Below are 18,624 nucleotides of genomic sequence, written 5' to 3' on the forward strand. Positions count from 1 at the left end.
GTTTTATTACTATTTAAAAAGGATTTCTATGCAAAGAAAAGTTATGCTAAGCTTTGCTCTTGTCGGTGTTTTAATGGCTAATGACAATATTGATCTTAAAGCCTTAGATAGCGTTACTGTAACCGCTCAAAGATCTTCTCAAAACATGGATCAAATCAGCAAAAGCATATCGGCAATAAACAAAGAAACTATTGAAAGAAAAATCGGCACTAGTGTCCCTTCTTTAATCAGCGAGGCACCGGGGGTATCGATGGTAAATGAAGGAATGGACTCAGGAACTATAAACGTTCGAGGATTTAGCTCGTCTGATTATAGAGTTCCTATGTTTATTGACGGACTTAGATTTAGAGGTAGGCCAGCATTTGAATATTCTATTTTCAGCCCTGATCAAATAGAGAGAATTGAGATCATAAGAGGTCCTGCCAGCACGCTTTATGGTACAGACGCCTTTGGCGGTATAGTAAATTTGGTAACAAAAAGAGCAAGCGGAGATGTCTTTGGAGAATTTAAACTCTCTGATACCTACATAAGCTCACAATATCAAAGCGTAAATAAAGGGACACAAAATCGCCTACAGCTCGGGTTTGTCGGAAATGGATTTGACGCTTTACTTGGATTAAATTATAAAAACGGCAAAGAATATAAGACCCCTGCCGGAAAGATAGATAATACAAACTATAGTTATAAAAGCTTAGACTTTAAAGGCGGATATAGCTTTGCCGACCATCATAGAATCGAACTTGTAACAAGATACACCGAGTCTAAAAGAGGTGTTGTCGGCACCTCTGTAGGAGCTCCAGGAACAGCTAACAAAAAAGGATTTCAAAAATATATCAGAGAAGATCCTCTCAGGGAAAAATATATAGCTATTAATTATGATGCCAATATAAATAACAAAATTATTTTAGACTCTAGCTTATACTATAGAGAGCTTTTTACGCATCTTAACATAAGACCGTATATAGGCTCATTCTCACCAAGACAAGTTGATAACTACGTTAATGGACCTGAAGTATATGGCGGTAAATTTATAGGAAAATACATAGGAGAAAATTTAACTCAAACCTACGGAATAGACTTTTATTATGAAGATTGGGATAGCGTTTATCAAAGTATAAACAAAGGACCAAAATTTAGAAATAGACTCAGAACTAAGCAGCTTGATGTAGCAGGATTTGGCCTGCTTGAGTATGGCTTTAACAATGGAGCCATTTTAAGCGCAAACCTAAGATACGACCATATCAAAACCTCATTTGATATGGATAGCAGCATGAGTCCGTCTGTAAAAAAACTATATGAAAACGCAAATAATAGAAAAGACTCAAGAGCTAGCTATGGGCTTGGTCTTATCTATCCTTTGGTTGGAGATTTGGAATTTGTAGGAAATTTCTCCACATCATTTAGAGCGCCTATGAGCGGTGAAGTAGCTCCTATATTAACATTTTCCGGAGCCGAAGCTTATCTTCCAAATCCGGAGTTAAAAATAGAAAAAGGTGTAACATACGAAGCCGGACTTAGATATAGCGACCAAATGCTAAGATCAAATTTGATATTTTATACGGGAGATTATAAAGATTTGATCGTAGAAAAAAGCTGGACCACAGGCGCAACGACTTATTATCAGGCTCAAAATATAAATAGAGCGAAAATTAGCGGGCTTGAGTTTGATTTAGCCTATAAAGTTTTAAATTCTTTAGAGTTTAAAACCAGCCTTGCTTACACGAGAGGCAAAAATAAAAACACCGGTAAGCCTTTGCCTGAGATCGCGCCTCTTAGCGGACATGTAGCACTTTCATACTCCTCTACTTTCCTTAAGAATTCATATATAGAGTATAGCGGTGATTGGGCTGCACGCAAAACGCGCATAGATGAAAGCATGGAAAAACAAAGAGCCGGATATTTTGTGCATAACATATATTTTGGAAAAAGCTTTGGCAAATTTGGCATGCTTAAAGATCTTAGCCTAAATTTTGGTGTTGAAAATATTTTCAATAAAGAGTATGCTCCGAGTTTAAGCTATGAAGCGATAGCGCAGCCAAGAAGTGCGACAAACCCACTTTTAAATCCGGGCAGAAATTTCAAGCTTGGATTTAAAGCAAGTTTTTAAATTTAAGGGCAAGGCTATAAGCCTGCCCTATTTTCAACTAAAAGGATAAATTTGAAAATTTTAGCGATGGTTATAGCTTTTTGCTTATCTTTAAATGCGGTAGAATTTACAGATCAAAATGGCAATAAATTCTATTTTAAAGAGTCCATTAAAAGCGTTGCCTTATTTCCGATACCTCTAGCTTCATTTTCTCTTAGTGTAGAAAATAACACATCTCGCCTAGCTTCTATCCATCCTATGGCCAAAAAAAATATTAATCGCGCAATGCTATCAAAAATGATAAAAGGCTCTTCTAAAATTCCGGTTGGAGGTATAGGAGATGATTTTATGCCAAACATGGAAGAGCTTATTAAACTCTCTCCGGAACTTGTAATCCAATGGGGTATGAGAGGAGAAAAGCTTATAGAACCGCTAAAGAAAGTAGGCCTAAACGTAGCGCTTGTAAATCTAAGAGGAACGGAAGAAGATCCGCTTTTCTGGTTTGATATGCTAGGTAAAATTTACGAAAAAGAGGATAGAGTAGCACAAATTTTAAACAATAGAGCTCAAACCAGAGCAAAAATAGAAGAATTTACAAAGAGTCTTCAAAATAAGCCGAAAGTCTTGTTTATATTTGGAAGAGACAAGAGCTTTGAAGCCGCTGGTAAAAATACATATTTTGATTATGAAATTTCGTTAAGCGGTGGAAAAAATATAGCAAATTTCAATGGGTTTAGGATAATCAATAAAGAAGAGATTATTGCGCAAAATCCTGATATTATCCTTCTTAGCAACTTTGATAATTTAACCCCAAATGACTTTTTTCAAGACAGGCTTTTAAAAAGCGTAAAAGCGGTAAAAAATAAAGCTATTTACAAAATGCCTATTGGCGGAGATATGTGGGAGCCGCCCACCGGTGAATCACACCTTGCATGGCTATGGTTTAGCATACTTTTTTCAGGGCAAAATCATTTGAGTTTGGTAGAAGAGATGAGAAAAAGCTATAAAATACTTTATGAGTATGACTTAAAGGATGACGATATAGCTCAAATTTTACGCTTTGATATGAACGGCGATAGCAAATTTTACGATTTTTTCAAGACTAAATGAAAAAATATATCTTCTTACTATTTTTACTCGCGCTAGTATCTGTCTTCTCTATAGTTGTGGGACGAATTTCACTTGAAGAGCTTAGAAATTACTACACAAATGATTTTGATACCTTACAAACGATTATTTTTGATTTACGCTTGCCAAGGCTTATAGTCGCCTTTTTAGTCGGTGCAAGCCTAAGTGTAGCAGGAGTCATCTTCCAAGCCATGTTTCAAAATCCGCTCGTTAGCCCAAATATACTTGGCGTAGGAAGCGGAGCCGGATTTGGTGCGGTAGTTTGCATCTTAATCTTTTCAAATCCGTTTATCACACAAATCGGAGCTTTTATATTTGGATTTTTGGCTGTTATGATATCTTATGCCTTAGGCACTTTGGTCAATAAAAACTCAAAACTTATGCTGGTTTTAGCAGGTATTATCACAGGAGCTATTTTTGAAGCTTTGATTTCTATTGTAAAATACGTAGCAGATACCGAAGAAAAGCTCCCAAGCATAGTATATTGGCTAATGGGAAGCCTAAATGCCATATCGTGGGACGATGTGATAATTTTAGCTCCGATTTGCACCATAGGACTTGTTATTTTAAGCCTAATGGGATGGAAGTTAAACATATTATCTCTTGGCAATGAGCAAGCAAGCATTTTTGGCGAAAATAAATTCTTAGGCTTTATATTTGTTGTTCTTGCCACACTTATCACAAGCACCAGTGTAGCCATAGCAGGGATTATAGGCTGGGTAGGACTGCTCGTCCCGCATATTACAAGATTGATATTTGGCTCCGATAACACCTCTTTAGTACCTATTTCAGCTATTTTTGGGGGTATCTTTTTAATGCTTACGGATAATGTAGCCAGAAGCGTTAGCTCGGCGGAAATTCCGCTTAGTATTTTAACCGCTCTTGTAGGAGCTCCTCTTATAGGCGTGATAATGGTTAAAAAAGGCAAAAAATGGTCTTAAAGGTAGAAAATTTAAGCTTTTCATACGATAAAAAAGAAATTTTAAGAAATTTAAATTTTAGTTTAAATTCCGGAGAGACTCTTGGCATTTTAGGAAAAAACGGTATTGGAAAATCCACTTTTCTCAAGATAATTTTAGGCATCTTAAAAACTAACCGTGGAAAAATTTTAATAGACAACAACGATATATCGTTACTCGATAACAAAAGTCGTGCAAAACTAACAGGATATGTTCCGCAAAGCGAAAAAATAGCCTTTAGCTTCAAAGTAAAAGATATGATACTTATGGGCATAAATGCAAATATAGGTATATTTCAAAGACCTAGCAAAAGCGACAAAAAAAGAGTTGAAGAGGTAGCCGATATAGTAGGTGTTAGCGATTTTTTAAATTTGGATGTTGATGAATTAAGCGGAGGAATGCTGCAACTTGTCTTAATCGCAAGATCACTTGTGCTAAATCCTAAAATACTTATCATGGATGAGCCGACTTCATATCTTGACGTGTTTCATCAAAATGCTATTTTAAACCTTATAAAAAGACTCAATATAGAATATAAAATGTGTATCATCTTTACTTCGCACTATCCCGATCATACTCTTGCCGTGGCAGACAAGACACTACTTTTAAACGGTATTGATGGATATAAATTTGGCAACACTCGTGAAATTTTAACCGACAGAAATTTAAGTGATATTTTTAATATAGATTTTATAAATTTGGACATAGAAAACAAATCAAGATTATTGCCCAAATGGAGTGTATAGAATAATTATCTATAAATTTTATAGTGAGCAATAGCCAAAATAATATTTTATTTTTTGTTGCTTCAATATAAAAATATACTTGATATTTATAGCACTATCGTCTTCGTTTGCATTTTCATCTAATGTAAGATCCATAATTTCTTTAAAAAACAACATCAAATAAATTAAAATTCGCTTATGATCATATCTATAAACTCAACTATACTCTCAACAGTAAAATGCGGATCATTTTGAACCGATATAAATTTTACATTTTTGATTAAATTTGCAGTTTTTAGCGCAGCTTCATAAGGAACCTCATTATCGGCTATAGAGTGGCGTATAGTTATGGGTTGCTTTACATCTTCTATTCTAAATCCCCAAGGCATCGCTTGAAGCTTTATATCATATCCCATAGCAATATATCTCTCTTTTATAAGCTGTTTTAAATAATCATCTCCGTAGCTTTGTCCATATTTTTGCAGATAAATTTTACCTATGTCTTCTTGAGAATTTTCTCTGGCAAATCTATATAGCTCATTTATCTCATCATAATACTCACCATATCCTTTTAAAACCTCATCATCATATAAAGCCCCAAGCCCACTATATATATAAACCCTATGAGCTTTTTTGGCACTTACAATAGCATTCGCATATGCATGCGGAGCACCTGCAGAGATACCGATAACGCTAAATTTTTTTACTCCGATAGAGCTTAAAAGCTCATCGAACCTCTTTGCAAGCTCAATATAACTACTCTCGTAAAAATAAGAACTACCATCATGCCCGCTTCTGTTAGGGAGTATCATTCTAATCTCCCTATCATTACAAAACCGATTCCACTCATCTTCGTCTATTGGGCTTGTCGCAATCCCATGATGAATAACTATAGCTCTTTTAAATTTACTTCCCAAATCGACATAGCTCATCTCTTTACCGTCTTTAAATTTAAAGATATTCATAGTTTCCCCTTAAAATTTATACTCAAATTTTACACCGACTTCTCGTGGTTCCGACATAAAGGTATATGCTCCGTAGTTCGTATCATGTTTTTTATCAAAAATATTATTTGCATATAGATAAATTCCTATATTTTTACTATCGTAACCTATTTTGGCATCTATCAGCATATATCCTTTGCTTGAATATATATTGTTTTCATCAGAATACATCTTGCTTTGACCCCTTAAATAAGCACCCCAAAAAAATCCTCCGCCTGAATAGTAGTCAACTCCTATTGTATAGGTCCATTCTGGAGCATAATTTACATATTTACCCTTGTAGTCCCCTTTGGCATCTTTAAAAGTTTTATAAACACTCTTTGCATATCCCAAGCTGGCATTAAACTTTAAGCTATCGCTCATAAAGTAATTTCCTTCAAGTTCAAAGCCTTGAGATTTAGCTTTTGCGGCATTTGCAGCATAGGAAAGCAAAGGAGTCACCGCCGTCATCACCTGCTTATCTTTTATATCAGCGTAAAAAACGGCTCCACTTAGATCAAATTTATCCCAAGTCGTTTTAAAACCCCACTCGTAATTGATAAGAGTCTCTTTGTCATACCACATTTTATCAATCGGCGCAGAAAATAGATAGCCACCGGCCTTATACCCCTTGGACACAGATATATAGCTCATAAAATTTTCGTTGATTTTATACTTTAGCCCCAATTTCGGAGAAAATGCATTATAAGTATCCTTTTTATCGTCGGCTAGTAAATGGTGTTTTAATCTAGCCTCGTCCTTATCAAACCTCATACCCAAAATTAACGTAAAGGCAGGTGTAATGTAAAAATCATTATGTGAAAAAAATCCATATCCTTTTGTTTTTGTTTTAGTATCGCTGTAAAGCATAACATCATTAATAATTATGCGTTTTTTTACATCGCTTATAGAGCCTTGGATTCCCGCAAGAAATTTTCCATAATCCTTATCGGCTACAAATCTAAATTCTTGCGAATAATCTTTTTGAAAATGACTTGATCTAACCCCAATCATAGAGGCAGGAGTATTGTCTCCATCATAAATTCTATTATCTTTATAGTTTCTAAAAGTAGATAGGGAGGTAAATTCGTAATCTTTAAATTTATAGCTTAATTTAAGAGAATTTTCGTAATTTTTTAAGTTGCCTTTACCTTCAATATTATTAGAAACTTTTCTCAAATCTTTAGCATTTGAAAGATTCATAGCAGGAGCCCCTATTTTACTATTATATAGGCTTTGTATCAAATCTAAATTTAAACTTTCGGTAGGTTTAAATTTAAGATAGAGTTTTGCAAAATTTGTTTTTTCATAATCATCTGTTTTATTTAGATACTCATTGTATACAAAACCATCCTTTCTCCTACTAAAACCGTTCAAGCGAGCTAAAAATTTATCCTCTACTATTGCTCCTCCTGCGCTAAAATTTAGCCCTTTTAGATTATCACTTCCAAGCTTTAAACCAATTTTTGATTCAAGATCGTTCGTGGGCTCTTTAGAAACTATATTTATAGCTCCTGCGTAAGCATTTTTCCCGTAAAGTATACTTTGAGGACCCTTTAAGACCTCAATCCTTTCAATATCCTCCAAAAACAGATTGTTTCCCAATGTTCCCAAATAACTTACACCATCTACATAAAGACCCACATTTAAATTTTGCAAAGCAGTATTTGAAGCTATGCCTCTTATGTTCGGAGAAACTATTCCGCTCGCGTTAAATATCGATAAATTTGAGGTCAAGTTAGTTATATTTTCTAATTTATTTATCTGTCTATCATCCAAATCATTTCCGCTTAAAATTCCCATAGATACAGGAACATCTATGGCTGTTTCATCGGTTTTTTGTGCGGTTATGGTTACCTCGTCAAGCCTTAGACTATCAGCCCCATAGCAACTTACGCAAACGGCAATACTTAGTATTAAACTATTTTTTATCACAATAAACCCTTTAAGTAAAAAAATTATCAAATAGTAGTATAATCATTTTGAGTTTTGGTATCAATAATATTTTTGCACTCAAAGAATTTATTTTTACGATTTTAGGAATTTTTGTGAAAAAAATTAAAGTAGATGAAATTTATCAAAAACTGCATCGTTATGATGGCGGAGACATTGACGAAAAAGAGATGAGGATATCTACAAAAAGAGTCCAAATCAATGATGATATGGATTTTTGGATACAAAAATTTAGTTTTAAAAACGATACTGAAATCATAAACGATCTTTATCCTATTAATGGATTTTTTATAAATTTTACTATTGAAGGAGGGGCTACTTTAAAAACGTTTAATTCAAAAATAAAATATTGCAATAATTTAACCACCATATCAACCGCAAACAATCTACTGGCAGATTTACAAGCCGAACAAGGGAAAAATAATATAAATGCAGGAATTTTTATAAGCAACAACTTTATAAAAAATAATTTTTCAGATATTATAAACCCTTTTGAAAACAAAGTTTTACAACAGTCAAAAACCAATTTATGCTCCCAATTTTACTTAAATCAAATTTTAAATTTAAATAGCGATGATCCATTAGATAGGCTATTTGTAGAGAGCAAGGTTTTGGAGCTAATACATAATGAATTTATTAACCTTAAGAGATATAAAAAACAAAACAATCATGTCATCTTGAGTGAATTTGACAAAGCAGCAATAATAAAAGCAAAAGAAATTTTAGCATCCAATATCCAAAATCCACCTAGTATAAAAGAGCTTGCAAGAAAGATCAAACTAAATGAATTTAAGTTAAAATTCGGTTTTAAAAAGCTATTTAATCAAACTCCTTATGAATTTTTACATAAAGAAAGGATAAAACACGCTTTTGATTTAGCAAAAAATTCGGAAATGAATATATCGGAAATATCAGCAGCCGTAGGATTTAAAAATCAAGGTTATTTCGCCAAAGCTTTCAAGAAGCACTATAATATTTCGCCAAAAGATATAATGAAAACAAGAGAATATTATTACTAATAAACTACTTAATATAACTTAAAATTTTATATTTTTAGCCAATAAAATGAGATTTTAAACTTTACAAAGATATAATAGCTAAAAATTATTATAAGAAAGGAAACTAATGTCCGTAACACAAGACAGACGGAATTTTATCGGATTGGCATTCGGTGCGGTTGCTGCCGTAGGCGGTGCTTTTTCGCTTGTAGCCGTCAAAAAAACTTGGGATCCGCTCCCAAGCGTAAAAGCGGCAGGATTTACTACCGTAGATCTTAGTCCCATGAAAGACGGTGAAATGCGCCAAATCGAATGGCGTAAAAAACCTATCTTTATTCTAAAAAAAGATGCAAATATGCCTGCTAACGACAAAAGAGACGTAGTAGTCGGGGATTCAAGATACATAGTAGCCATAGCGCTTTGCACCCATCTTGGCTGTATTCCTGAGTGGAGAGCAAGCAAGCAAGTCTTTATCTGCGCCTGTCACGCGGGAGAATTTAACGTAGACGGTATCAACACCTTCGGTCCTCCTCCAAGACCTCTTGATATACCGCCGTTTAAGATAGACGGGACCAAGCTAGTACTTGGCGAAACGGGTCCTGAGTATGAAAAACTTGTAGCTCAGGCATAGGAGGAAAATATGGCACAAATTCGTAAATCAACAGGGATAATGGACTGGCTAGATCAAAGAATAGCGCTTAATAAAATGATGAAAGTGCTAGTTAGCGAGTACTGGATACCGAAAAACATCAATTTCTTGTGGGCTATGGGCGTTATTCTTACGACGCTTTTCGTATTGCTTTTGGTAACGGGCTTTTTACTTATGATGTATTACAAGCCTGATATAAATTTAGCCTTTGACAGCGTAAACTACACTATCATGAAAGAGGTTGAATACGGCTGGCTATGGCGACATATACACGCAGTTGCAGCATCTGTGATCTTTTTAATCATCTACATTCACACTTTTACCGCGATTTATTACGGCTCGTATAAAAAAGGCAGAGAGCTTATCTGGGTAAGCGGTATGCTGCTTTTCATACTATTTTCGGCTGAAGCTTTTAGCGGATATATGCTTCCATGGGGACAGATGAGCTACTGGGCGGCGATGGTTATCACAAACTTATTTGGCGGAATTCCTGTGATAGGAGATGCCGTAGTTGAGTGGATAAGAGGCGACTATGCAGTTAGCGACTCGACTCTAACACGCTTTTTCATGCTTCACGTATGCTTACTTCCGCTTGTTTTAATCGCTGTTATCGCACTTCACTTCTATACACTTAGAATTCCTCACGTAAACAACGAAACAGGCGAGGAGATAGACTTTGACGTAGAAGCTGAAAAATACCTAAAAGGCGACAAGGCAAACGCGAAGGTTATACCTTTCTGGCCGGGATTTTTAGCAAAAGACTTCATGTATATCGGATTTTTCATGATCTTTTTCTTCTATCTTGTGTGCTTTCACTTCAACTTCGCGATGGATCCGATCAACTTTGAGCCGGGCAACCCTCTAAAAACTCCACCACACATCTATCCTGAGTGGTATTTCTTGTGGCAGTATGAAATTTTACGCGGATTTTTCTTTGATATATTTGGCTTTTCTGCTTACAATATCGGTCTTATCGCGTTTGCATTTGCAGGTATCGCGCTATTTTTCATGCCGATATACGATAGAAGCGACGTTGTTGCTCCTGCGCACGAGAGAAAAGGCTTTTTCGTATGGTTCTGGTTACTAGTGATAGATATGATAGTTCTTACGATATTTGGAAAGCTTCCTGCAGACGGAGTTACAATGGGAATTTCAAATTCATGGATAGGATTTTACTCAACGATTACATTCTTTATCTTGCTTCTTGTGGTACTACCTATCATAACTACGCTTGAAAAGAAAAGGGGTGGCAAATGAGAGAGCTAAAAATTCTTATAGTTGTTGTTGTTCTATCACTGATAACATACTGGGGCATTGAGCCTTACGCTCACTCGATCATGCATCCTAAGGTAGATCCTGTTAATTACAACTTTGCCGAGGGCGACGTAAAGCAAGCTGAAGTAGTAGTTAGCAAAAGAGAGGCTGATTTAGAGAGCGCAAAAAAGCTTGGAGAAGAAGCTAAGATAAAAAATGCTGAAAAAGACCTGCAAGAGGCAAAAGACTCTCTTGAAGAGTACAAAACATTTTGGGCTGAAATAGGTGCTATAGACTTCAAAAAAGGCAACGCCGAAAAAGGCGCGGAAGTATTTATGAATGCAGGTTGTGCGGGTTGTCACGGACTTGAGGCTGCAGGTATGCCTACTCCTATGGATAATGCAAGTGCAAGCGAAGCTTATAAGGTAGTTCCGCCTGATCTAAGCACTGCAGGATATCTCTATGATGACGCTTTCCTTGCAGCAGTAATAAAAAATCCAAATATAGCGCTAAAACTAAAACACAAATTTAATGACGAAAATCCTTACCCGATGCCTGCATTTTTCGGAGCAGGCGGTGAAGACATAAACCAAGAGCTTGCCGATATGGTAGCTTATCTTAAGTCAGTTGCACCAAAAGAGGTAAGCGATGAGAAAGTATTTGCAGACTCTTGCCAAAGATGTCACGACATGAAATACGAAAAACAATACGTCTTTACAAACCGCGTAAATTTAGCCGAATACATGGGGTCAAATCCGCCTGATCTATCTATGATGATACGCTCAAAGGGCGCTGATTATTTGCATAAATTTATCAACGATACACAAAAAATGCTTCCTGGCACAGCTATGCCAAGAGTCGGTCTAAACAAAAAAGCCGAAGAGCAAGTCGTAGCTTATATGCAAAAAGCGGGCGATGAGAAAAAAGCCGAAAGAGAGAGTTTGGGAATTTACATAATGATATACTTCCTAATCTTTGGAATCTTTGGCTGGCTATGGAAACGCAAAGTTTGGAGCGAGCTTCACTAAAATTTAAGAGCCTATTTTAGGCTCTTTTCTCTTTTTAAATCAACTTCATTATATGATTTTAACTATCAAAATTTATCCAAATTTCTGATATAATTCGCCCAAATTTTAGACAAAGGCAACCCGTGATAACAAACATCTATCTATTTTTAGCCGCATCGTTTTTTGAAATTTTTGGCTGCTTTTCGTTTTGGCTCTACTTTAGACTTGCCAAATCTCCCACTTGGCTTGGAGCAGGACTAATCTCACTCATACTATTTGCTTACATCCTAACCAAAATCGACCTTGAAGCCGCAGGTAGAATTTACGCCATATACGGCGGCATCTATATACTATCTTCGTTTTTGTGGATGATATTTGTGGAAAAGGAGATGATGAACAAATTTGACATCATAGGACTAGCCTTTGTGATCTTTGGAGCGGGAATTATATATTTTGGCAACAAGCTAGCTTGAGCGCAAATTTTCATCGCGCTCAAATTTTGCTTTTAGTTTTACCTCTCTTTTACGAAAAAGGTAGCGCTTGCATTGTAACCTTTATGCAGAGCTTTCCCGACTAGCTCAGGGGCTATTTTTTTATTTATGTCTTTTCTCAGATTTACTACTGCAAGCCATCTACCACTAGAGGTTACGCGAAATTTAGTTCTACCATTACTATTTATGTAAGAACCTATAAATCCTGCTCCGCTTTGCTCGCCATGAGCTTTAATTGTGATCGGCATACCGTTTATTTTTTCATTTAAAAGTTCGCCCATAAACAAAACCTCAAACTCTACTTCATCACCTACTTTTAAATTGCTTAAGTCACTAATAGGGATTATTTCAAGATCATGCCCTATTGGTTTTGGTTTTTTCCATTCGCTTACACTTACATAAGCCTTAGCAAAACTTTGAAAATTCAAAGACATTGAAATTTCTTTTGCGCCCTTTATCTCATTTAGATAAATTCTGCCCCATTTTTCTCTACCTTTTTCATCTTTCCAAGTAGAGAATTGAACGTTTCTTGTTGCTGCAGCTACTTGATATACACCTTTTGCTGAAGTATCTGTAAAATAAACTTTATTTGCAAGCATATCTCCGTTAAAAACCAAAGCTTCAGGAAAATCTTTACTAGGTTTTTCTTGATAAACTCTTGTTTCAATACCTTCGTTGGCAGTTTTATCAAATTTAAACTCCGTCTTTTTCATATTCGGATCATAAATTTCATATTTCTCTAAACTGTTTCCCATAAAGAAATCATCAAAAGGCAAGGCATGACCCCAGCCTATATTTACACCTATGCTTCCGGGCTTATGCTCCATTGATTCACTTAAATTTATAAAAAAATCATGAGCTTTTAAACCAAAAGCCATAGCACATAATGCTATTATGCTAAAAATCATCTTTTTCATTGTTTTCCTTTAATATCATTTAAAATCATATTTTAGGTTAAGACCCGCTCTCCAAACTCGCCCTTCGTTTATCGATGATTCGCCACCAAGGCTATAATAAAGCTTATCGGCTAGGTTTTCAACCTCTACAAATGGAGTTAGGGTAAATCCGCTCACTTCATATCTATAGCTAAGTTTTGCATCGACAATGGTTTTGTTTTGACTAGGATGTTTTGAGCCACCGCTATATTTCAAATCCAAAGCATTTGTAGCTTGAATTGAAAAATCAAATCCAGCCAAATCTACTATAGTTGCACCGTATTTTAAGCTCTTATCAGGTGTTCCGTATAGTCTTTCGCCCTCGCCATTTTTAGTTTTTTCGTTTGAATAGGCTAAATTTAAAATCAGCCAATCGGTCGGATAAAATTCGCTTGAGATTTCAAATCCTCTTACTTTTGATTTTCCTTCGTTAAAGAATAACCATTCATCACTAGGAAGCATTATAAGTCTTATTTGATCGGTATAATCTGTACTGTAGTAACTTGCTTCCAGATTTCCCCAATCACTAAGGCGTTGTTTTAATCCTATTTCATAGCCTTTTGCTTTCTCAGGCTTCAAATCAGGATTTCCTCCCAAGAATTTAGGTAGATATCTTTGTGGTGCAGCAGGCGTATTAAACGCTTTACTATATCCTACCCATAAAGTAGTATAGTCATACTCGGTATTCGCAAAAGGAAATATAGAAATACCAAAATTTGGACTTGTAGCTTTCATCTTTTTACCTGCGGTATCGTAGCTATCGTGACGAATTCCGGCCACAAAAAGAGCGTAAGGGATAGGCTTATACTCTATTTGAGCAAAAGGAGAGATATTTTTTTCGGTTTTATCATAATCCATGCTAGGGCTTGGTTTTTCAAATTCATAATTTCTTGCATTCATATCGACTTTTTTATACTGCAAACCGATTATATTTCTAAGTTTTTCATCTTCTAGCCAATTTATTGTGCCTTTGATTTCGCCTTGCAAGGATTTTTCATCATAGATGGCATTGGTTTTCTTTGCAAAAAATTCTTCAGGTTTTGTATTGGAACCGTAAGTCAAATCATATGTTCGCTTTATTAGTCCTAAATTGGAATATAGCGAAAACATTTCACTAAATTTACCCTCATAGGTTAAAAATCCGCTCTTGGTATCGTATATATTGTTGTAAATATTGCTCCAATCGTTTTGATGATAATATGAGCCATACCAGCCTTGTGTCTTATCGCTTTTATCTTGTGTAAAATCAAGGCTTATCTCATGGCTATCGGCAAACGCATAATCAACACGTGCAAATATATTTTTTTGATCTTTTTCGGTATGAGGAATAGTGCCTTTTGGAGTTTTGTATTTATCTTGTTTAGATGAAGCTATATCAAGAAAGTAAGTGAGCGAATCCCCCCCATTAAAATTAGTGCCTCCACCAAGGCTAAGATTTGCTCCAAATTGTTTGCCTGTGCCTGCAAAGACTCCAGTTTCTATGAAAGGATTATCAATATCGCCTTTTTTTCTGATGATATTTACAACACCTGAAGTTGCTTTAGCACCGTGAATTGCTGCTTGAGGACCTTTTAATACTTCAATACGCTCAATTGAGTTCATTGAAACAAGAGGGGTTTGACTACCGCCTGAAAAAAAGTTCATATCCTTACCGTTGCTTAGCATAGATGGAACTTTGCCACGAATTAACAAAGTTTCCGACATTCCTCCACTAACAGGCTCAATTCCCGCCATATGTTTAATTGCTTTAAAGGCGTCTGTTGCAGAAGCTTTTGCCTTAATATCATCACTGGTGGTTATGCTCACATTAGCCGGAACTTCTTCAACCTTTATCGGCGTTTTAGTAGCAGTTACGGTAACCTTATCTAAGACTACTTTGACAGGTTTTGTGTCTGCTTCTGCAGCATTAACTTGCAAAACAGCAGCAGCGGTTAGAATAGAAAAAGCAAAGGCTTTTTCAAACGAATTCTTCATATAGTTCTCCTTTAATAAAAATATTTCAATAACAATAATCATTGATATTCAAACTATACTAAAAATTCCTTTAAAAATCATTAATATACTATTTAATCAAATACTCTCTAAATAGATTTTTGTATTTTAAAGCGATATGTGTTTAATTTAATTAGTTAAGTGCAAATAAGTATTTTCGAAGTAAATAAAAATTTAAAGAGCAAGATATAATCAAGCCTACTTGCCCTCTTGGAAAGCTCCGACAGATAAGATTTTATTCATTCTAGCGCTTAAAATTTGATCTATACTTTGATCTTCAAGCTTAGCAAGCTCATCTGTAAAATATGTCGCAAGTGCTTTTACTGCGCTTTCTTTATCTCTATGAGCACCATTAAGTGGCTCTTCTATAACGTCATCTATCAAATTTAGGCTCTTTAGATCATCTGCGGTTATCTTCATAGCCTTAGTTGCTTGCTCCTGCTTGCTTGGGTCATTCCAAAGTATCGCGGCACAACCTTCAGGAGAAATAACCGAAAATACCGAGTTTCTCATCATAGCAAGCTTATCAGCCACTCCTATCGCAAGCGCTCCGCCACTACCGCCTTCGCCTATTACAACCGCTATCATTGGAGTTTTTAAATTTGCAAATTCAAAGAGATTTCTAGCTATTGCCTCGCTCTGTCCGCGCTCTTCGGCGGCGATTCCAGGATACGCACCCGGAGTGTCTATAAGAAAAAGTATCGGCAAGCTAAATTTCTCGGCAAGTTTTGCTACGCGAAGCGCTTTTCTATAGCCTTCGGGATGAGGCATACCGAAATTTCTTTTTAGTTTATTTTTAGTACCACGACCCTTTTGCTCGCCTATAACAACTACTTTTTTAGAGCCGATATATCCGATATAACAAACTATCGCATGATCATCACGAAATGCCCTATCACCGTGAATTTCGTAATAATCAGTCATCATCCCGCGCACATAATCTATAGCATACGGGCGATCAGGGTGACGAGCGAGGCTTAGCCTTTGATACTCGTTTAAATTTTTGTAAATTTTAGCAGTCTCTTTTTCTAGATTTTTATTTAAAATTTCAACAGCATGCTCATCACCGCGAATTTTAGCATTCGCTATATCATCATCAATCTGCTTAATACTCTTTTCAAAATCTAAATAACTAGCCATTTTAGTCCAATTTTTTAAATACTACCGAACCGTTGGTTCCACCAAAGCCAAACGAGTTGCTCATGATAGCTTTAAGCTCGGCTTTTCTAGCAACATTTGGCACATAGTCCAAGTCGCACTCAGGATCTTTTGTTGTCTGATTTATGGTTGGAGGTATAATCCCGTCACGTAAAGCCATGATAGAGATTACCGCTTCTATGGCTCCTGCGGCTCCCAAGCAGTGTCCTGTTTGACCTTTTGTAGAACTAACCGGCGGACAATTGCTGCCAAATAGCTCTTTTAGCGCAGCAGTTTCATTTCTATCGTTCGTTGGAGTTGAAGTTCCATGAGCATTTATGTAGTCGATCTTAATATCGCCTGCCATTTTAAGAGCTTTTTTCATAGCATTTAGAGGTCCTTCAAGAGTCGGCGCCGTAATGTGATAAGCATCTCCGCTCTCTCCAAAGCCTACTATCTCAGCATAAATTTTAGCCCCTCTTGCCTTGGCGCTTTCAAATTCTTCAAGCACTAAAGCCCCACTTCCTTCACCCATAACAAAGCCGTCTCGTTCGGCATCAAAAGGACGAGAAGCTTTTTCCGGCTCATCGTTTCTGGTTGAAAGTGCCTTCATAGCGGCAAATCCGCCTACGCCGACACCGCATATTGTAGATTCTGCACCTACGACAAGCATCTTCTCGGCTTCGCCTATCATTATGGTCTTAGCCGCTTCACATATCGCATGTGTAGAAGCCGCGCAAGCCGTAACGCTTGAAATATTAGGTCCTCTAAGTCCATGCTCTATGGAAACTATACCGCCGAGCATATTTACTAGAGCAGAAGGGATAAAAAACGGAGATATTTTTTTAGGACCTTTTTCGAGCAGTATATTTGAGTTCTTCTCGATATTTGGCAACCCTCCGATACCTGCAGCCGAGCTTATGCCAAATTCGCTAGCGTCAAATTCGCCAAAATTTGCGTCAGTCATAGCTTCGCGAGCTGCTTTGATACCAAGTTGTATGAATCTATCGACTTTCTTCACCTCTTTACCGTCCATTACGGTCAAAGGATCAAAGTCGGTAATTTCAGCGGCGATTTGAACAGGATATTCAGAAACGTCAAAAAACGTTATCTTCTTTACTCCGCTCTTGCCCTCACAGATAGCTTTAAAAGAGCTCTCTTTATCAAGTCCAAGAGCATTTATCATACCGATTCCGGTGACTACAACTCTTCTCAATATATCTCCTTATTTTTATCTATAAAAAGAATTATTTATTTAGTTTTTCTATATAAGTTACAACGTCGTTTATGCTTATTAGCTTTTCAGCTTCGCTATCTGGAATTTCAACTTCAAATTTCTCTTCTAAAGCCATAACAAGCTCAACAACGTCAAGTGAATCAGCGCCTAGATCTTCGATAATCTTTGACTCAGGCTTAACAGCCTCAGGGCTTACGCTAAGTTGCTCAACAACAACATCTCTAACATCATCAAAAACTGCCATTTGGGGTCTCCTTATTAAAAAATGTTTCAGATTTTAATATATTTTTGCTTAAACTACATATAAAGTCCGCCGTTCACCTTAAGCACATCACCTGTAATATAACTTGCGTGATCGCTTAGCAAAAATGCGATAGTTTCGGCTACTTCGCTTGCACCTCCAAGACGTTTTAGCGGGATATTGTTTATATAGTTTTGCTTAATCTCTTCGCTTAAAACCTCCGTCATATCCGTTTGTATAAAGCCCGGCGTTACGCAGTTAAATCGCACGTTTCTGCTCGCTCCCTCTTTAGCAAGGCTCTTTGTCATAGCTATCATGCCGCCTTTACTTGCCGAATAATTAACTTGTCCCGCATTTCCCATCTCGCCTACTATGGAAGCTACGTTTACAACAGCTCCAAAGCGCTTTTTACTCATCACTTTTAAAGCCTCTCTTGAGCCGATAAATGCTGATGTCAAATTCGCATTTAGCACGTTTATAAACTCGTCCGTTTTCATTCTAAGCGCAAGTTTATCATTTGTGATTCCTGCGTTATTTACGAGGTAACTTAGCTCGCCGTCAGTATCAATGATTAAATTTATGCCTTTTATAAACTCATCTTCGTCTGTTGCGTCAAATTTTATCACTGCAGCCTGACCGCCGGCAGCTACGATCTCGGCTTGCAAAGCATCTGCGATCTCAGGCTTTGAGCGGTAGTTTATCCACACTTTTAAACCCATGTTTGCAAGCGTTTTTGCTATCTGCGCGCCTATGCCGCGGCTTGCACCGGTAATCAGAACATTTTTTCCACTAAATTTCATATATATCCTTAAAGTCAAAATTTTAATAATTCTACCTTAAAGAACTTGT

17 protein-coding genes are annotated in these 18,624 nt (G+C 36.5%); 9 read left to right on the plus strand and 8 right to left on the minus strand.

Annotation, left to right across the window (positions count from 1 at the left end; all coding sequences use genetic code 11):
• Positions 1–28: 28 nt before the first annotated feature.
• From CDOM16189_RS04245 to CDOM16189_RS04260, 4 genes are read left to right on the plus strand one after another with little or no spacing between them, the layout of a single operon-like run.
• Entirely contained in the window at positions 29–2,107 is a 2,079-nt protein-coding gene (locus tag CDOM16189_RS04245) for a TonB-dependent receptor (protein ID WP_170000744.1), read from the plus strand.
• A 51-nt stretch (positions 2,108–2,158) separates the two neighbouring features.
• Positions 2,159–3,196, plus strand: a complete 1,038-nt coding sequence (locus CDOM16189_RS04250; RefSeq protein ID WP_170000745.1) for an ABC transporter substrate-binding protein — start codon at positions 2,159–2,161, stop codon at positions 3,194–3,196.
• Complete coding sequence (locus CDOM16189_RS04255) at positions 3,193–4,155, plus strand: FecCD family ABC transporter permease (protein ID WP_169972788.1); 963 nt, start codon at positions 3,193–3,195, stop codon at positions 4,153–4,155. The genes CDOM16189_RS04250 and CDOM16189_RS04255 overlap by 4 nt, the downstream gene beginning before the upstream one ends.
• On the plus strand, positions 4,146–4,919 hold the full coding sequence (locus CDOM16189_RS04260; protein ID WP_169972786.1) for an ABC transporter ATP-binding protein: 774 nt from the start codon (positions 4,146–4,148) through the stop codon (positions 4,917–4,919). The genes CDOM16189_RS04255 and CDOM16189_RS04260 overlap by 10 nt, the downstream gene beginning before the upstream one ends.
• A 164-nt stretch (positions 4,920–5,083) precedes the next feature.
• On the opposite strand, the gene CDOM16189_RS04265 is transcribed toward CDOM16189_RS04260, so the two are convergent.
• Both CDOM16189_RS04265 and CDOM16189_RS04270 read right to left on the minus strand, forming a co-directional pair.
• The gene (locus CDOM16189_RS04265; protein WP_169972785.1) at positions 5,084–5,863 is read right to left on the minus strand and encodes an alpha/beta hydrolase family protein; all 780 of its coding nucleotides are present in this window, start codon (positions 5,861–5,863) and stop codon (positions 5,084–5,086) included.
• Positions 5,864–5,872: 9 nt separating this feature from the next.
• A complete protein-coding gene (locus CDOM16189_RS04270; RefSeq protein WP_169972783.1) occupies positions 5,873–7,816 on the minus strand; it encodes a TonB-dependent receptor domain-containing protein in 1,944 nt (647 codons plus the stop codon).
• 113 nt (positions 7,817–7,929) lie between these two features.
• Here CDOM16189_RS04270 and CDOM16189_RS04275 point away from each other — a divergent pair, with 113 nt between their 5' ends.
• The 5 genes from CDOM16189_RS04275 to CDOM16189_RS04295 all read left to right on the plus strand — a co-directional run bounded on the left by CDOM16189_RS04275 (position 7,930) and on the right by CDOM16189_RS04295 (position 12,215).
• Complete coding sequence (locus CDOM16189_RS04275) at positions 7,930–8,853, plus strand: helix-turn-helix domain-containing protein (RefSeq protein ID WP_169972781.1); 924 nt, start codon at positions 7,930–7,932, stop codon at positions 8,851–8,853.
• A gap of 106 nt (positions 8,854–8,959) precedes the next feature.
• On the plus strand, positions 8,960–9,463 hold the full coding sequence (gene petA, locus CDOM16189_RS04280) for a ubiquinol-cytochrome c reductase iron-sulfur subunit (RefSeq protein ID WP_169939863.1): 504 nt from the start codon (positions 8,960–8,962) through the stop codon (positions 9,461–9,463).
• 9 nt (positions 9,464–9,472) lie between these two features.
• Positions 9,473–10,738 carry a cytochrome b gene (locus CDOM16189_RS04285; protein ID WP_169972779.1) on the plus strand — a complete coding sequence of 422 codons (1,266 nt, stop codon included), beginning with the start codon at positions 9,473–9,475 and terminating at the stop codon, positions 10,736–10,738.
• Complete coding sequence (locus CDOM16189_RS04290) at positions 10,735–11,763, plus strand: c-type cytochrome (protein ID WP_170000746.1); 1,029 nt, start codon at positions 10,735–10,737, stop codon at positions 11,761–11,763. The genes CDOM16189_RS04285 and CDOM16189_RS04290 overlap by 4 nt, the downstream gene beginning before the upstream one ends.
• A 122-nt stretch (positions 11,764–11,885) precedes the next feature.
• Complete coding sequence (locus tag CDOM16189_RS04295; protein ID WP_349304326.1) at positions 11,886–12,215, plus strand: YnfA family protein; 330 nt, start codon at positions 11,886–11,888, stop codon at positions 12,213–12,215.
• Between the two features lie 38 nt (positions 12,216–12,253).
• Here CDOM16189_RS04295 and CDOM16189_RS04300 read toward each other — a convergent pair whose 3' ends face one another.
• The 6 genes from CDOM16189_RS04300 to fabG form a co-directional block, all read right to left on the minus strand.
• Positions 12,254–13,150 carry a DUF4198 domain-containing protein gene (locus CDOM16189_RS04300; RefSeq protein WP_170000747.1) on the minus strand — a complete coding sequence of 299 codons (897 nt, stop codon included), beginning with the start codon at positions 13,148–13,150 and terminating at the stop codon, positions 12,254–12,256.
• 15 nt (positions 13,151–13,165) lie between these two features.
• Positions 13,166–15,142 carry a TonB-dependent receptor plug domain-containing protein gene (locus CDOM16189_RS04305; RefSeq protein ID WP_170000748.1) on the minus strand — a complete coding sequence of 659 codons (1,977 nt, stop codon included), beginning with the start codon at positions 15,140–15,142 and terminating at the stop codon, positions 13,166–13,168.
• Positions 15,143–15,358: 216 nt separating this feature from the next.
• Complete coding sequence (accA, locus tag CDOM16189_RS04310; RefSeq protein WP_170000749.1) at positions 15,359–16,300, minus strand: acetyl-CoA carboxylase carboxyl transferase subunit alpha; 942 nt, start codon at positions 16,298–16,300, stop codon at positions 15,359–15,361.
• Position 16,301: 1 nt separating this feature from the next.
• Positions 16,302–17,513: a beta-ketoacyl-ACP synthase II gene (locus CDOM16189_RS04315; RefSeq protein WP_170000750.1), complete on the minus strand. Its 1,212-nt coding sequence runs from the start codon at positions 17,511–17,513 to the stop codon at positions 16,302–16,304.
• Between the two features lie 31 nt (positions 17,514–17,544).
• Positions 17,545–17,778: an acyl carrier protein gene (acpP, locus tag CDOM16189_RS04320; RefSeq protein ID WP_169939845.1), complete on the minus strand. Its 234-nt coding sequence runs from the start codon at positions 17,776–17,778 to the stop codon at positions 17,545–17,547.
• A 53-nt stretch (positions 17,779–17,831) separates the two neighbouring features.
• A complete protein-coding gene (fabG, locus tag CDOM16189_RS04325; RefSeq protein WP_170000751.1) occupies positions 17,832–18,575 on the minus strand; it encodes a 3-oxoacyl-ACP reductase FabG in 744 nt (247 codons plus the stop codon).
• Positions 18,576–18,624 lie beyond the last annotated feature (49 nt).

Source organism: Campylobacter sp. RM16189, from assembly GCF_012978815.1.
In the GTDB taxonomy this organism is placed as follows: Bacteria; Campylobacterota; Campylobacteria; order Campylobacterales; family Campylobacteraceae; genus Campylobacter_A.

What these genes read in the sequence shown, in the direction of transcription:
- petA (WP_169939863.1), top strand. Translation starts at nt 8,960, where the DNA reads ATGTCCGTAACACAAGACAGACGGAATTTTATCGGATTGGCATTCGGT.
- CDOM16189_RS04245 (WP_170000744.1), top strand. Translation starts at nt 29, where the DNA reads ATGCAAAGAAAAGTTATGCTAAGCTTTGCTCTTGTCGGTGTTTTAATG.
- CDOM16189_RS04300 (WP_170000747.1), bottom strand. Translation starts at nt 13,150, where the DNA reads ATGAAAAAGATGATTTTTAGCATAATAGCATTATGTGCTATGGCTTTT.
- accA (WP_170000749.1), bottom strand. Translation starts at nt 16,300, where the DNA reads ATGGCTAGTTATTTAGATTTTGAAAAGAGTATTAAGCAGATTGATGAT.
- fabG (WP_170000751.1), bottom strand. Translation starts at nt 18,575, where the DNA reads ATGAAATTTAGTGGAAAAAATGTTCTGATTACCGGTGCAAGCCGCGGC.
- acpP (WP_169939845.1), bottom strand. Translation starts at nt 17,778, where the DNA reads ATGGCAGTTTTTGATGATGTTAGAGATGTTGTTGTTGAGCAACTTAGC.
- CDOM16189_RS04260 (WP_169972786.1), top strand. Translation starts at nt 4,146, where the DNA reads ATGGTCTTAAAGGTAGAAAATTTAAGCTTTTCATACGATAAAAAAGAA.
- CDOM16189_RS04305 (WP_170000748.1), bottom strand. Translation starts at nt 15,142, where the DNA reads ATGAAGAATTCGTTTGAAAAAGCCTTTGCTTTTTCTATTCTAACCGCT.
- CDOM16189_RS04285 (WP_169972779.1), top strand. Translation starts at nt 9,473, where the DNA reads ATGGCACAAATTCGTAAATCAACAGGGATAATGGACTGGCTAGATCAA.
- CDOM16189_RS04255 (WP_169972788.1), top strand. Translation starts at nt 3,193, where the DNA reads ATGAAAAAATATATCTTCTTACTATTTTTACTCGCGCTAGTATCTGTC.
- CDOM16189_RS04290 (WP_170000746.1), top strand. Translation starts at nt 10,735, where the DNA reads ATGAGAGAGCTAAAAATTCTTATAGTTGTTGTTGTTCTATCACTGATA.
- CDOM16189_RS04265 (WP_169972785.1), bottom strand. Translation starts at nt 5,863, where the DNA reads ATGAATATCTTTAAATTTAAAGACGGTAAAGAGATGAGCTATGTCGAT.